The 14,660-nt window shown below is 70.4% G+C and carries 11 protein-coding genes; 2 read left to right on the forward strand and 9 right to left on the reverse strand.

Annotated elements, in window-relative coordinates; translation table 11 throughout:
- Nucleotides 1-56 precede the first annotated feature (56 nt).
- Nucleotides 57-443: a nuclear transport factor 2 family protein gene (locus HNR73_RS05745; protein ID WP_184786200.1), complete on the forward strand. Its 387-nt coding sequence runs from the start codon at nt 57-59 to the stop codon at nt 441-443.
- A 133-nt stretch (nt 444-576) separates the two neighbouring features.
- On the opposite strand, the gene HNR73_RS05750 is transcribed toward HNR73_RS05745, so the two are convergent.
- From HNR73_RS05750 to HNR73_RS05770, 5 genes are all read right to left on the reverse strand, one after another.
- Nucleotides 577-1,191, reverse strand: coding sequence for a GTP-binding protein (locus tag HNR73_RS05750; protein WP_184786201.1), 615 nt, complete (start codon nt 1,189-1,191; stop codon nt 577-579).
- Nucleotides 1,172-1,549 carry a DUF742 domain-containing protein gene (locus tag HNR73_RS05755; protein ID WP_184786202.1) on the reverse strand — a complete coding sequence of 126 codons (378 nt, stop codon included), beginning with the start codon at nt 1,547-1,549 and terminating at the stop codon, nt 1,172-1,174. Before HNR73_RS05755 ends, HNR73_RS05750 begins: the two co-directional genes overlap by 20 nt.
- Nucleotides 1,550-1,716: 167 nt before the next feature.
- On the reverse strand, nt 1,717-2,103 hold the full coding sequence (locus HNR73_RS05760) for a roadblock/LC7 domain-containing protein (RefSeq protein WP_184786343.1): 387 nt from the start codon (nt 2,101-2,103) through the stop codon (nt 1,717-1,719).
- A 71-nt stretch (nt 2,104-2,174) separates the two neighbouring features.
- On the reverse strand, nt 2,175-5,450 hold the full coding sequence (locus HNR73_RS05765) for a sensor histidine kinase (RefSeq protein ID WP_184786203.1): 3,276 nt from the start codon (nt 5,448-5,450) through the stop codon (nt 2,175-2,177).
- 214 nt (nt 5,451-5,664) lie between these two features.
- Entirely contained in the window at nt 5,665-7,191 is a 1,527-nt protein-coding gene (locus tag HNR73_RS05770) for an aldehyde dehydrogenase (NADP(+)) (RefSeq protein WP_239122037.1), read from the reverse strand.
- A 353-nt stretch (nt 7,192-7,544) separates the two neighbouring features.
- Between HNR73_RS05770 and HNR73_RS05775 the strand changes: the two genes are divergently transcribed.
- The gene (locus HNR73_RS05775) at nt 7,545-8,654 is read left to right on the forward strand and encodes an MHYT domain-containing protein (RefSeq protein WP_184786204.1); all 1,110 of its coding nucleotides are present in this window, start codon (nt 7,545-7,547) and stop codon (nt 8,652-8,654) included.
- A gap of 1,753 nt (nt 8,655-10,407) precedes the next feature.
- On the opposite strand, the gene HNR73_RS05780 is transcribed toward HNR73_RS05775, so the two are convergent.
- From HNR73_RS05780 to HNR73_RS05795, 4 genes are all read right to left on the reverse strand, one after another.
- Complete coding sequence (locus HNR73_RS05780) at nt 10,408-11,487, reverse strand: adenosine deaminase (protein WP_184786205.1); 1,080 nt, start codon at nt 11,485-11,487, stop codon at nt 10,408-10,410.
- A 97-nt stretch (nt 11,488-11,584) separates the two neighbouring features.
- On the reverse strand, nt 11,585-12,136 hold the full coding sequence (locus tag HNR73_RS05785) for a MauE/DoxX family redox-associated membrane protein (protein ID WP_184786206.1): 552 nt from the start codon (nt 12,134-12,136) through the stop codon (nt 11,585-11,587).
- Between the two features lie 280 nt (nt 12,137-12,416).
- Nucleotides 12,417-13,193, reverse strand: coding sequence for a DUF4272 domain-containing protein (locus HNR73_RS05790; RefSeq protein ID WP_308441975.1), 777 nt, complete (start codon nt 13,191-13,193; stop codon nt 12,417-12,419).
- A gap of 182 nt (nt 13,194-13,375) precedes the next feature.
- On the reverse strand, nt 13,376-14,653 hold the full coding sequence (locus HNR73_RS05795) for a thymidine phosphorylase (RefSeq protein WP_239122432.1): 1,278 nt from the start codon (nt 14,651-14,653) through the stop codon (nt 13,376-13,378).
- Nucleotides 14,654-14,660 lie beyond the last annotated feature (7 nt).

The raw sequence follows: 14,660 nt of genomic DNA on the forward strand, positions 1-14,660 counted from the left end.
CCGGCTGACTTCTCCCGCACCACTGTCGAAAATCCATCACCGCAAGGAGATCAACGATGACCATGCCCGCCATGCCCGCCGCCGTGACGCGGTTCTTCACCGCCTCGCAGTCGGGCGACGCCGCCTCCTGGGCCGGCGCGTTCGCCCTCGACGGCGTCTTCCACGACCCGATCGGCGAACCGCCGATCACGGGCCGCGCCGCCATCGCCGAGTTCATCGCCTCGGTGCTGCCGAACTTCGATCCCTTCCTCGGCCTCACCCCGCGCGAGGCACACACCGTCGGCGACTCCGTCGCGGTCTCCTGGACCGGCGCGGCCGTCAGCCGCGCGGGCGCTCCGGTGAACTGGTCGGGCATCAACGTCTACGAACTCGGCGAAGACGGCCTCATCCGGGAAGCCCGCGCCTACTTCAACCGGGACGTGTTCCAGGCCCAACTCGGGTAGCCGCCCCACCGACGAAGAACCGCCCCACCAGTTCAGGTGGGGCGGTTCTTCGTACCAAGCCAGGCAGAACCCGCCGCCGATGTCGCGGCGGAGCGCCGAGGCCGCTCCCCGAGGAGCGGCTCCGGCAGGGGCTTTAGGCCCCGACCCCCGCGCCCGCGCCGGCGCGGCGCATCGTGAGCACGTACTCCACAAGTGTGATCAGCACCTGCTTCGTCGACTCGCGGCTGCGCGCGTCGGTCGTGACGATCGGCGTGTTCGGCGAGACCGCGAGGGCCTCTCGCACGTCGTTGACGTCGTGGTGCTGCCTGCCGTCGAAGCAGTTCAGCGCGATCAGGTAGGGCAGGCGGCGGTGTTCGAAGAAGTCGATCGCCGCGAAGCAGTCGGCGAGGCGTCGGGTGTCGACTATCACGACGGCACCGATGGCGCCTCGTACGAGTTCGTCCCACATGAACCAGAAGCGTGTCTGGCCCGGGGTGCCGAACAGGTAGAGGATGAGGTCGGAGTCGATCGTGATACGGCCGAAGTCCATCGCCACCGTGGTGGTGGTCTTGTCCTGGACCATGTCGTTGTCGTCGACGCCTTCACTGGCGGAGGTCATGATGGCCTCGGTGGTCAGCGGAGTGATCTCCGAGACCGAGCCGACCAAGGTCGTCTTGCCAACGCCGAATCCACCTGCGATGACGATCTTCGCCGAAGTCACGCGGTTGTTCGGTTGACGGATGGACACGTCAGAGCCTCCGGAGTCCACTTAGTACCCTTTCCAGCAGTTCGGTGCCCACCAGGTCACCGCCCCCATCACCAATCCCCGAGGGTTCGTGCACGGCCAGCAACCCGTCGGCCGCCATGTCCGCGACGAGAACCCTCGCCACACCGAGAGGCATGCGCATGTGCGCGGCGATCTCGGCGAGGGACTGGAGTCTCGTTCCGCACATACCCGCGATCGTCGCCTGTTCGCGCCCGGAGGACAGGCCGTTCAGCCTGCCACGAGCGGTGGTCTCGACCAGCGCCTCCATCGCGATCTCGAGGCGCGGGCGGGTGCGGCCTCTGGTGACGGCATATGGCCGTACCAGCGCACCGGTCGGCTCGTGGTCCCGATCAACGACCATCGTCCTCACATCCTCGAGTCTTCACGGGGTGTTAAAGCTCTGTCCTGGCTGTAGGTCACGTCGTCGGGCTCCTAGCCTTTGTCCACGTTGCACCGTACCGCACGCGGGCAGGTAGATCCCGTTCTCCTCCAGGGCAAGGGAACGAGAGCTCACGTCCGGCGCGTTGTTCACCTCGCCGCCTCACGGGCGGCCGGGGTGAGGGCCTGACCGACGCGGTCGACGAGCAGGGCCATCTCGTATCCGACCTGGCCGACGTCGCAGTTGCGCGCGGCCAGTACGGCGAAGGAGGAACCGTCCGAAATGGACATCAGGAAGAGGAACCCGTTGTCCATCTCCACGACGGTCTGGAGCACGGCGCCGCCTTCGAAGCAGCGGGACGCGCCTTGCGTGAGGCTGACCAGTCCCGACGCGACGGCGGCGAGCTGGTCGGCGCGGTCACGGGGCAGGTCGCGCGATGAGGCGAGCAGGAGTCCGTCGGCCGACACCGCGACGGCGTGGGCGACGCCCGGGACCCGGTCGGCGAACCCGGCCAGCAGCCACCCCAGGTCCTGCATGCCGCCACGTCCCGACTGCGGACCGGACTGGGAGGGGCCACGCTGGTGGCCGTGAGCCGTGTGGGGAAGAGTCATGCGTCGTGCTCCTTGCCTGAGCCATTGGTGAGCCTGCCCGTCCGGCCCCAGGCGGCGTCGTCGTCACCGGAACGGCCGACGCGTCCGCGCTGCACGCCCCGGTGGTAGGCGGACAGGAGTCCGCGTACGCCTTCGGGATCGCGCTGCTGGGCACGCATGGGCTGTTCGTCGGGGACTTCGATGCTGCCCGGGACAAGCTGCGCCATGGGCGTGCGCTTGGGCAGTCCGTTGTCTGACCGGACTTCCGCCGTCGGTGAGGTCGCGGCACGAGCGGCTCGCCAGCCGTCGTCGGCCGACGTCTCCCCCCAGAAATCGGTCCTGGGGGTCTCGCGTGACGGCGGAACGTCGGACATGCTCTCCTCCTGCCGGGTGGAGGTCGATTCTGCGCGGTCGCGGTTCCGGACCGGGTCGCCGGCCGGTGCGCGGGTCGGCAGGTCGGGGAGGTCTGGTACTTCGGGAACCGATGGTGCGGCCCCGAAGAAGGACTCGTCGGCCCGGTTCGGTTCGTTAGACCGTACCCGGCTGGAGCCGCGAGCGGGAGTGCCGCCGCCCCCTGCGGGTGAACTCGGGTTTCGTGGGGCGGGTACCTCGGCCTGCGCCTGGACGGCCTGCTGGCCGGCGGGCGGGGTGACGGTGAACCACGCCGAGGAGACCTCGCGGAAGATCGGGATCTCCATGGTCTCGTCGGCGGCGCCCGAGGGGGGCGGCGTCGGCTTCTCCGTCGACCGCGGCGGCGGCCATGAGGGGATGTCGTTGAGGGCTGCCCATTTCGATTCGCCGTCGGCGGCGGTGTCGCTCTGCGCGTTGCCGTTGCCGGTGGCGAGATTGCGGCGGGAGCGGCTGCCGGGCGAGGTCGTCGCCTCAAGGGTGATCATGGGGAAGGCCTCGGTGGGGCCTTCGACGGGGGTGTGCACCGGCGCGTCGGGGTCGAGGGCGCCTTCGGCCTCCGACACGATCTCGCCGGTGAGTTCCATGACCTTGCGGCGGGGCATCCCGTCGGCGTCCTCGGCGGCGGGCCGGAACGTCATGGTCGGGACGTCCTCGTCCTCGCGCTCGACCGGGGCGGGGGGCGCCGGCGGCTCGGGGTCGTGGTCGGGGATGTGCACGGGTTCGAAGAGGCTCTGCTGCGGCGGGGCCATCCCGAAGGAACCGGAGTCCTCCGGTTCGTAGGCGTGCCGCGGTGCGGGCTCGTTGAAGGACCCGGTCTGCGCGGGCGCCTCGAAGCCGTTGAAGGAGCTCGGCGCGGCCGGGATCTCGGCCTGCGGACGGGATCCGTTGAGGCGGTGCGCGGCGCCGTGCGGGTCGGTGAGGACCCCGTCGGGCAGGACGACCTCGGCGACGGTGCCGCCCAGTTCGCCGGGGTGGAGGGTGACGCGGACACCGTGGCGGATCGCCAGGCGGCCGACGACGACGAGGCCCATCATGCGCGAGGCGGCGAGGTCGACCAGCGGCGGCGCGGCCAGCTGCTGGTTGAGTTCCTCGATCTGCTCGGGGCTGATGCCGATGCCGCGGTCGGTGATGAGGACGACGATCTCGTTGCCGACCTGGCGGGCCTCGGCGACCACGGCGGTGTCGGGTGAGGAGAAGGCGGTGGCGTTGTCGAAGAGCTCGGCGATGAGGTGCACGAGGTCGTTGACGACGGCGGCGGTGATCTCGCGTTCGGCGAGGATCGTGCCGAACTCGACGCGGGTGTACTGCTCGACCTCGGACTGGGAGGCGCGCAGCAGGTCGGCGACGGTGGCCGGTTCGCGCTGGATGCGCGCGGAGTCGGCACCGGCGAGGACGAGGAGGTTCTCGTCGTTGCGGCGCATTCGGGTCGCGAGGTGGTCGAGCTGGAACAGCTCGGCGAGGCGGTCGGGGTCCTCTTCACCGCGTTCGAGGCGGTCGAGGTGGCCGATGAGCCGGTCGACGAGGATCTGCGAACGGCGGGCCAGGTTGACGAACATCGTCGACACCGAGGAGCGCAGCGCGGCCTGTTCGGCGGCGACGCGGACGGCTTCCTTGTGGACGATGTTGAAGGCCTGGGCGACCTGGCCGATCTCGTCGGCGTTACGCAGGCGCAGGGGTTCGGCGAGGCGTTCGGCGAACTCGTCGGGCGTCGACTGGCCGAGCGCCTCGGACTCGCGCAGCCGCGCCACGGCCTCGGGGAGGTCGACGTGCGCCATCTGCAGCGCGCCTTCACGCAGCTGGCGGAGGCTGGAGGCCATCGAGCGGGCGATGATCAGGGCCAGCGCCACGGCGAGGGTCAGGGTGAGCAGCACGATCGCCGACTCGACGAGCACGCGGGTGACGACCTCGTCGCGCAGGTCCTCGGCCTTGGCGACCAGTTCGGTCTCCAGGCGCGTCTCGACCAGGCGGGTCGCCTCGCGGCGCTCGTCCATCGCCTTGGTCCACACCGCGTAGTCGAGGTCGGCGAACTCCTGGCCGGGCAGGATGTTGTCCAGCTGCGCCTCGGCCTGGGTCGCGGCGCGCGCGTCGGCCTCGTTGAGGATCCGGTCCACCTCGTTGCGCTGCTCGACGGTGATCACGGCCTTCATGTTGGCCTCGGAGAGATCACGGCTGGTGCGCTGGGTGATGAACTCGCGGTACTCCTCGGTGGAGAAGACGTGGTCGCCTTCGGTGCTGAGCACGGTCAGCTTCTCGCGCTCGTTCGCCTCCTTCATACGTGACAGGAGGGACGCGATGCGGATGTCGAGGGCCAGGTCCGGGTCCTGGGTGACCTGCGCGATCGCGTCGTGCACGTTGAGGAGGTTGGTGACGTAACCGCCGTAGCGGGTGACGGCACTGGTGTCGGCGATGAGCCGCTCGCGGACGTCGGCGCGCTGCGTGTCGAGGTTGATCAGCAGGTTGTCGGCGTCGCGGATGGTCTGTTCGAGCAGTTCGGGCAGGTCGGTGAGCCCGTCGCGCTCGGCCTTGTAGGCCGTGTACGAGTTGTTCGTCGCGATGACGGCCTGCTCGTAGGCGCCGAGGTCGTCGTCGCCGTCGGCGTCGCCGCGCTCGCCCGGGTCGAGGTGGTCGAAGGCGGCGGTGCGCTCGACCTGGAGATCCTGGGTCAGCTGCGAGACCGTCGCGGTGAAGCGGGCGAGCGTGCGGATCTCATCGGCCTGCACGGCCCGCTCACCGGTGTCGAGGAGCCGCACCACGGCGAGACCGACCAGGGCGAGCACCGGAACCACCAGGATGATGCCGAGCTTCGGCCGGATGCGGATGTCTCGCAGCGGCGGGATGCCGAACCGGCGTCGTCCACCGGTCGCCTCGCTTCGCTTGCTCACCTCTGGTCGTCCTCCAGGCTTTTTCGTGCGCGTCGGTTCGCAGCCGACGGAGTTCGAGGACAGCGCGACAGACGCCGTCAGGCTTTACGGACCTGAGCGATTCCATCACGCGAAGCTGGAAAGCGGAAGGGCAGGTGGCAAGATCAATTAAGGCTCCGCCACATTTCGGGTATATCGACGAACATCAGTCACTTAATGTGACTGACCAGCGACTTCACGTGCCGAAGGCCTCCGAAACGCGACGAGGGACGACCCCTTCGGCTTCGTCGCGGAGCAGTTCGGGGAGCAGCTCGGCGGGGGTGTCCTGGTAGGCGACGGGCCGCAGGAAACGGCGCAGCGCGGTCTCCCCCACCGACGTGTACTGGGAAGACGTCGCCGCGGGCCACGGACCGCCGTGCTGCATCGCCGCGGTCACCGCCACGCCGGTCGGCCATCCGTTCACGACGACCCGGCCGACCTTGGCGGCCAGAGCGGTGAGCAGCCCCTGTACGAACGTCCCGCTCGTTTCAGCGTCCGCGAGGTGAACGGTGCCGGTCAGGCTGCCCGGCAGCAGGTCGAGGATCCCGGCGAGCTCGCCGGGTCCGGCGTCGACGACGACCGAGACCGGACCGAAGCATTCGGTGAGGAGCGCCTCGGCGTTGGCGAGGAAGTTCGCGGCGTCCACCTGGAACAGTCCGGGCCGGACACCGAAGCCGCCGCCGGTGTCGTCACCGCCGGGTTCGGCCAGTGTGGTCACTCCCGGCAGGGCCGCGAGCGCGGCGGCGCCGTCGAGGTAGGCGTCGCGGATCCGCTGGTGCAGCAGGGGATGAGGTTCGGCCTTGGCCGCCGCGGCGGCGAGCGTGTCGGCCAGCCCGTGCCCGGCGGGGAGGAACAGCACGCCCGGCTTGGTGCAGAACTGTCCACTGCCGAGGGTCGCCGAGGCGATGAAGGCCTCGGCGAGCGCCGGGCCGCGTTCGGCGACGGCGCCGGGGGTGGCGACGACGGGGTTGATGCTGCCGAGTTCACCGAAGAAGGGGATCGGTTCGGGTCGCGCGGCCGCCAGGGCGTGCAGGGCGCGGCCGCCGTTCAGCGAACCGGTGAACCCGGCGGCCTTGACGGCCGGGTGGGTGATGAGGTCCTTGCCGGCTTCGAAGCCGTGCACGACGGCGAAGACGCCGTCGGGGGCTCCGGCGTCGGCGAGTGCGTCGGCGACGATGCGGCCGCACAGTTCGGAGGTGCGCGGGTGGGCCTCGTGGGCCTTGACGATGACGGGGCAGCCGGCCGCGAGGGCGCTGGCGGTGTCGCCGCCGGGGACGGAGAACGCCAGGGGGAAGTTGCTGGCGGCGTAGACGGCGACCGGTCCGACGGGGACGAGCATGCGGCGCAGGTCCGGGCGCGGCGTCGGCTTCGCGGCGGGGTCGGCCTTGTCGATGATGATCTCAAGGAAGGCGCCGGTCTCGACGGCGTCGGCGAACAGTTCGAGCTGGACGCGGGTGCGGGCGAGCTCGCCGGTGAGGCGCGTGGTGCCCAGCGCGGTCTCGGCGTCGGCGGTGGCGATGACCTGGTCGGCGGCGGCGCCGAGGGCTTCGGCGACGGCGCGGAGGCAGGCGGCGCGGGCCCGGAGGGGCAGTGCGGCGAAGGGCGCGGTGGCGGCGCGGGCGCGGTCGGCGATCGCGGCGAGCTCGGCGGGCGTGGTCGCCGGCACCGGCTCGCCCGACTCACGGCCGGTGCGGGGGTCGATGCTGCGCAGCGCGTCGGTCACGTCGCGTTCCCTTCGTCGTGGTGGATCGCTGTCACCGTACCGACTGCGCGCCGGTGATCGCGATCGCAGCCCGGCAGGGGCGGGACACGCTGGGTGGAGGAGTGCCGCGAGTCGTCTCAAGTCGGGTTTAAGAGACTCTTAAGCGCGTGGATCTTCGCTGATGGATCGGACACACTCACCCCAGAACATGAGAGATGTCCGGCTTCGCTAGGGTCGGTCCCCGGCACCCGATCGGCACACGGCCCGCATGCGCACAACGCACATGGACGCACACCGTGTCCGACGAGCACAACGCCCTCATGACAAGACTCGGTGGCAGCACCACCTGCCTACCCAATGCGTCAGGAGTTGACGTGGCTCATATCTCGCACTTCGCCCACGGTTTCATCAATCCGCTGATGGCCTTCGGTTTCGCCATCTCGGGGTCGCTGCTCGGCCTGTTCTGCATGGTCCGGGCCCGCAAGGCGACCACGACCGGGTCGCGAGTCATGCGCCTCGGCTACGCGACCATCGCCCTGGGCGCCACCGGTATCTGGATGATGCACTTCACCGCCATGATCGGCTTCGACGTGCAGAACTCCGACGTCCGGTACGACCTCGGCGTCACCGCCCTGAGCCTGTTCATCTCGATCGCCTCCGTCGGCTTCGGCATCTACACCGTCGGACTCGGCCGCAAGTCCCTCACCAAGGTCCTCATCGGCGGGCCCCTCACCGGACTCGGCGTCGTCGCCATGCACTACACCGGCATGGGCGCGCTTCGCATCAACGGGACCATCGAATACGACCCGCTGCTGTTCGCCGCTTCGGTCGCCATCGCCGTCGTCGCCGCGACCGTCGCGCTCGCCTTCGCCGTGTGGATCGAAGGCCGCAAACCCATCCTGCTGGCCTCCCTCATCATGGCCATCGCCGTCTGCGGCATGCACTACACCGGGATGTCGTCGGTGACCGTCACCCTCCGCACCCAAGGCGCCAAACCCGTCCCCGGTGTCGACCCGATCCTGCTGCTCATCCCCATCATGGTGCTCGCCACCATCGCGCTGATCGGCCTCATCTTCGGACTCCTCAGCGACGCCGACGAACCCGAGTCCGTCCTGTCGGCCGACACACCCCGCAGCCGGGCGACGACCCGCACCCCGGACCCCGGTCAGGGTCCTCGCAGGGCCACGACGTTCAGCGGCGGCCCCAAACCCGCCGCCGCCACGCCGCAGCCCTACACGCCGCACGGGCCCACACCAACGGTCGTCGCCAACGCACCGGAGCCCTACGCGTACAACGAGAACACGCGCGCCACACCGCAACAACCTCCCCGTCCCGCCAGCGAGGAGGCCTGGGCGAACTTCATGGACGAGACCGAACCACAGGGAACCCTCCCCCGCCGCGACACGCGAGTCCCCCGACCGCGCACCGAAGGCGACCCGGCGACCCTGGCCTCGCCCCCCACGCCCAGCGGCGGCCGCGCCTGACCCTGACCGACGGACAGAACCCCGGACACCACGCGTGGTGTCCGGGGTTCTGGGTTGGGGGGGTGTGGTGGGGTGGGGTGCGTTCGTGGGGCGGGCACGGCTCGGGGTCTGCCGCAGCGTGGGAGCCCGAGGCGGGGAGGGCACGTCGGCCGGGCCACGAGCCACGGGCCACGGGCCACGGGCCACGGGCCACGGGCCACGGGCCACGGGCCACGGGCCACGGGCCACGGGCCACGGGCCACGGCAAGAGTGAACCGCCAAGCGCGGCTTGCGCTCGCGGGGCCGTGACTTGGTTCCCGGTGTTGGTGGGTGAGGTTTTAAGAGCCTGTGCTTGTTTGGGCGGCGCGAACGAAACCGCCTGCCAGGTATGGGATCGGGCTGCGGCCCGCCGCCGGTGCCGGGTCCCCGGCCAGGGCGGGCGAGCGAAGCGAGACACGCTGTGGGCGAGACGGCTGCGGCCGGGTCCCCGGCGTGAGCGGGCAAGCGAAGCGAGACTCGCGCAGGCAGATCCGCTGCGGCCGTGTCCCCGGACCACGGAAGCCGCGAAGCGGGACATGCGGGCCGGACGTTGAACCTTCGGCGGGAGCAGCGAGCGAAGCAACACTCACGCCCACGGGGCCGGTGCCTTAGGTTCCCGGCGTTGGGTGGGTGAACAGACCCGGTTCCCGGCGTTAGTGGGTGGGCTTTTAAGGGCCTGTGCTTGTTGGGGCGGCGCGAACGAAACCGTCTGAGGGGTATGGGATCGGGCTGCGGCCCGCCGCCGGTGCCGGGTCCCCGGCCTGGGTGCGGACACTTGGCCGGGGTCCCGGCGTGAGCGGGCGAGCGAAGCGAGACTCGCTGTGGGCGAGACGGCTGCGGCCGGATCCCCGGCGCGGGTGGGCATGCGAAGCGAAACTCGCCCGCAGTAGACACCGCTGCGGCCAGAATTCCCTGCCCGCCTGGGCGATCGAAGCGAGACTCGCTGTGGGCGAATCGGCTGCGGCCGCGTCCCCGGACCACGGAAACCGCGAAGCAGGACACGCAATCTGGACGCTGAACCTCCGGCGGGACAGCGAGCAAAGCGCAGCTCGCGCTCACGTGCGCTGCGGCTTGGGTTCCCGGGCCGAGTGGGACGCGAAGCCGGGACTTGCGCTCGCGGGGGTCGTGTCGTGGGTTCCCGGTATTGGTGGGTGAGGTTTTAAGGGCCTGTGCTTGTTTGGGCGGCGCGAACGAAACCGCCTTGCGGGTATGGGATCGGGCTGCGGCCCGCCGCCGGTGCCGGGTCCCCGGCGTGAGCGGGCGAGCGAAGCGAGACACGCGCTCGCGGGGCCGTGTCTTGGATCCTCGGCCAGGGCGGGCGAGCGAAGCGAGACACGCCCTTGGCGAGAGCGCTGCGGCCGGGTCCCCGGCCTGCGGGAGCCGCGAAGCGAGACCCGCCCTCGGCGAAACAGCTATGGGTCGGTTCCCGGCGTGAGCGGGCGAGCGAAGCGGGACTCGCCCCCGGGGAAACAGCTATGGGTGGGTTCCCGGCGTGAGCGGGCGAGCGAGGCTCGCCCTTGGCGAGACCGCTCCGGTCGTGTCCCCCGCACCGGGAGCCATCGGGTGGGGACTCACGCGTGGCCCCTTGCTCGGGGTCGGCGCGGGAGCCACCCGGCGGGGCCCCGCCCACCCGTCTCCGGCGAGGTGAGCCCGGCTGCACGGCTCACCCTTCGCGCCAGCACCGGCACCGGCACCGCCGCGGGCGCGGGCGCGGCCCGCGCCCCGTCGCCCGCCCCTAGCCGATCAGCTTCGCGTATGCCGGCTTGATCACGTCGTTGATGATCTCCAGGCGGGCGTCGAAGTGCACGAAAGCGCTCTTCATCGCGTTCACCGTGAACCAGCGCAGATCCGTCCACCCGTAACCGAACGCCTCCGACAGCAAGGCGAACTCCTTCGACATCGACGTCCCGCTCATCAAACGGTTGTCCGTGTTCACCGTGACCCGGAAACCCAGCTTGCTCAACAACCCGATCGGGTGCTCGGCGATCGAGTCCGCCGCGCCCGTCTGCACATTCGACGACGGGCACATCTCCAGCGGGACCCGCTTGTCACGCACGTAATGCGCGAGCCTGCCCAGGTGGGCGCCACCGTCGGCGGTCGGGGTGATGTCGTCGATGATGCGCACGCCGTGTCCCAGCCGGTCGGCACCACACCACTGCAACGCCTGCCAGATCGACGGAAGACCGAAGGCCTCACCGGCGTGGATCGTGAAATGCGCGTTCTCGCGCTGCAGGTACTCGAAGGCGTCCAGGTGCCTGGTGGGCGGGAAACCCGCCTCGGCGCCGGCGATGTCGAAACCGACGACGCCCTCGTCCCGGTACCGCACGGCGAGTTCGGCGATCTCCATCGAGCGGGCGGCGTGGCGCATCGCGACCAGCAGCAGCCCCATCTTGATGGGCCGCCCTTCGCGGGCGGCCTCGGCGCTGCCCTCACCGAAACCGGCGAGCATCGCCTCGACGGCCTGCTCCAGCGTCAGCCCCTGCTCGATGAGCAGTTCCGGCGCCATCCGGACCTCGGCGTAGACGACACCGTCGTCGGCCAGGTCGAGGGCGCATTCCTTCGCGACGCGGTGGATCGCCCGCTCGGTCTGCATCACGCCGACGGTGTGCGCGAAAGTCTCCAGATACCGCTCCAGCGAACCGGAGTCGGCCGCGGCGCTGAACCAGTCCCCGAGCGCCCCCGCCTCCGTCGCGGGCAGCTCGTGCCCGCACTCGGCGGCCAGTTCGATCACCGTCCGCGGACGCAGGCCACCGTCGAGATGGTCGTGCAGGAGGACCTTCGGGGCGGAGCGGATCTCTTCGAGAGTCAGTGGCATCGGTCGAGCATACGACCGGCCCGTGCCGGGCTCGTGTCGGGACAGTGACGGTGGGCGACGAGCGCGATCCCGCCACTACGTCCGTGGGATCTCCGCTTCAGCCATGCCGCGACGAGCTCGCCGCGGGGGTCGGGCGGAACAGTTCGTACAGGTCGTCGAACACGGTGACGAGCCCGCCGAAGACGAGTCCGCCGACGGCGGCGATCGCGGCCATGCCGAGGTCGAACGGCCCGCCGATGAGCGCGCCGGTGAAGCCGGCGGTGGCGGCGAGCAGCAGGAAGGCGTTACGGCCGACGTGCTGGGGTCCCATGGGCGTGGTGGACTTGCCGAAGCACGCGCAGGGTTCGGTGTCGCCGTCCCGGACGGCGACGATGATGCCGACGGTGAAGCCGGCGAGTAGCCCGAAGGCGATGGTGAAGCCGGCGAGGGCGGTGATCGTCGTCGGGATCGCCAGGAGGATCGCGATGGACGCCTCGGCCGCGACGACCAGCACCGCGGTCTGTTTGACCAGGGCACGGGGGACGACGCGCATGCGCCGGGTGGCACGCACGAAGGAGCGGTAACGGACCGGGCTGGTCAGCTTCGTCAGCGCCGACACCAGGAACACCACGATGAGCAGTGCCCGGCACGCCAGGGCCAGATACTCCATTTTCCGCGCCTCCCAAGGACGGGCGGGCGTCCGGCGACGCCCGCGGAATCGAAGCTACTCGATCGCTTGGGAGTGTGGAACCCCTCGGCCCGACAAGATCACTGTGGACGGTGGGGACGTGGGGCGGGCGGGGGCGTGCGGCCGCGTACTCAAGGGCTCACGTCCCGCCGCGAGAGTGAGCCCACTTCGCGGTTCACCGACGCCGGGAACCCGGCACCGGCGGCGAGCCGAGCCCTATCCCATGCCCGGCGGGCGGCTTCGTTCGCACCGCCCACATCGGCTAAGCCGACAAGTCGACCTGATCCCAAGCGGGGAAGGGCACCTGGTTGCGGCCCCGGACGACCAGCGCCCATTCCAGTGCCCAGCGCCGGTGCCATACGGCGGCGGGGTCGAGTGGGCCGGGTGTGGGGAGGCCGCGGCGGGCGGCGTCCTGGTACATCCAGTCGAGGCAGTAGTACATGTCGAGGAGGGACGCGACTTCCCAGGCGTCGGGCCGTGCGGTGATGGTCCGGGCTCGCCATGTCCCGAAGGGTTCGCCGGTTCGCAGGTCGGGGAACAGCGCCGCCAGGCCGTCGGCGCAGGCTTCCTGGGGGTCGAGGTGCTCGACGAGTCCGAGCAGCCACGCGAGTCCGTACAGGGCGTCGAGCTGTTGGGCGTACCGTCGGGGGTCCCCCACGCCGCTGCCGATGAAGGCCCACTCGTCGCGGGTCATCTCCTCAAGGACGTGCGCGTCGAGCATCCATCGCATCGCGTTCTGCGGGGGCATGTCCATCACCCGGGCCTGCAGGACGTTGAGGATCGCCGCGCGTGCTTCGATCTCACCGACCGACCGCAGCGTCACATCCTCGTCGGGCTGCCAGATCAGCGGGAAGCGGTCGGCGTTCATTGGCACGCCCAGACGCTGAAAATCGCCGCACGTACGGGACCGGATCTGCCGAGGATCCACCGTCATCGCTGTCATGAGCCACTCGTTCAACACTCGTCGTGCCAGGATGGCGCACATCATCACGCGCCCAGGGGTGGCGCGCGACACACGTGGCGCTCTAAGCGGGAACATTAGGGGTTCACGGGCTGATCTACAAGGGTGACAAGTCGGGGCCAATGGCCGCGAAGGGTCGTTTACTCGACACGTCCTGACGCCGAAACGGCGCTGCACCGGGCAGAAATTAACGCGATGGCAATGGGGACCAAGGCCTGAACACGAGGACTTTCGTCCTCATGTCCGGGTCTGCCGTACGGCTAGGCGATCCTATCGATCAACATGGTCCGTCCCGGCGTGTCGCCGCCGACGTCCACCGCGCCTTCCAGAACCTGCCTCGCGGCCCCGAACCGGGCCGTCTCACCGGCGTCGGCGTGCAGGCGCAGGATCGGCTCCCCGGCCCGCACGGTCTCTCCCACGGTCCGCAGGATCTCGACGCCGGCACCGGCCGACACCGCGTCCTCCTTGCGTGCCCGGCCGGCGCCGAGGCGCCACGCGGCGACACCAACGGCGTAGGCGTCCATGCGCGTCACGACACCGTCGGCTTCGGCGAGCACGTCGTCGGTCTCGGCCGCGACGGGGAGTTCGGCGTCGGGGTCGCCGCCCTGGGCTTCGACCATCGCGCGCCAGGCGTCCATGGCGCGGCCGTCGCTCAGGGCCTTCGCGGGATCGGCGTCGACACCGGCGAGTGCCAGCATCTCCCGGGCGAGCGCGACGGTCAGTTCGACGACGTCGGCGGGTCCGCCTCCGGCGAGGACCTCGACGGACTCGCGGACTTCGAGGGCGTTGCCGGCGGTGCGGCCGAGGGGGGTCGACATGTCGGTGAGCAGCGCGACGGTCCGCACGCCGTGCGCGGCGCCGAGGCGGACCATCGTCTCAGCGAGTTCGCGCGCGGGCGCGAGTTCCTTCATGAAGGCGCCGGAGCCGACTTTGACGTCGAGGACGAGGGCGTCGGTGCCTTCGGCGATCTTCTTGCTCATGATGGAGGAGGCGATCAGCGGGATCGACTCGACCGTTCCGGTGACGTCGCGCAGGGCGTAGAGGCGGCGGTCGGCGGGGGCGAGCGATTCGCTGGCCGCGCACACGACGGCGCCGACCCGGCGCATCTGGTCGATGAACTCCTCATTGGACAGCGCGGTCCGGAAGCCGGGGATGGTCTCCAGCTTGTCGAGGGTTCCGCCGGTGTGGCCGAGCCCGCGGCCGGACAGCTGCGGCACGGCGACGCCGTGGGCGGCGACGAGCGGCGCGAGCGGGAGGGTGATCTTGTCGCCGACGCCGCCCGTGGAGTGCTTGTCGACGGTGGGCATGCCGACACCCGACAGGTCGAGGCGTTCGCCGGAGGCGATCATGGCCTGGGTCCAGCGGGCGATCTCGGGGTCGGTGGCGCCGTTGAGGAAGATGGCCATGGCCAGGGCCGACATCTGCTCGTCGGCGACGACGCCGCGCGTGTAGGCGTCGATGACCCAGTCGATCTGGTCGTCGCTGAGGACGCCCCTGTCGCGTTTGGTGCGGATGATCTCGACCGCGCTGAAGCTCACGACGTCT

It is taken from the genome of Phytomonospora endophytica, assembly GCF_014202425.1.
In the GTDB taxonomy this organism is placed as follows: domain Bacteria; phylum Actinomycetota; class Actinomycetes; order Mycobacteriales; family Micromonosporaceae; genus Phytomonospora; species Phytomonospora endophytica.

What these genes read in the sequence shown, in the direction of transcription:
- HNR73_RS05745 (WP_184786200.1), top strand. Translation starts at nt 57, where the DNA reads ATGACCATGCCCGCCATGCCCGCCGCCGTGACGCGGTTCTTCACCGCC.
- HNR73_RS05785 (WP_184786206.1), bottom strand. Translation starts at nt 12,136, where the DNA reads ATGGAGTATCTGGCCCTGGCGTGCCGGGCACTGCTCATCGTGGTGTTC.
- HNR73_RS05755 (WP_184786202.1), bottom strand. Translation starts at nt 1,549, where the DNA reads ATGGTCGTTGATCGGGACCACGAGCCGACCGGTGCGCTGGTACGGCCA.
- HNR73_RS05760 (WP_184786343.1), bottom strand. Translation starts at nt 2,103, where the DNA reads ATGCAGGACCTGGGGTGGCTGCTGGCCGGGTTCGCCGACCGGGTCCCG.
- HNR73_RS05790 (WP_308441975.1), bottom strand. Translation starts at nt 13,193, where the DNA reads ATGTTCCCGCTTAGAGCGCCACGTGTGTCGCGCGCCACCCCTGGGCGC.
- HNR73_RS05780 (WP_184786205.1), bottom strand. Translation starts at nt 11,487, where the DNA reads ATGCCACTGACTCTCGAAGAGATCCGCTCCGCCCCGAAGGTCCTCCTG.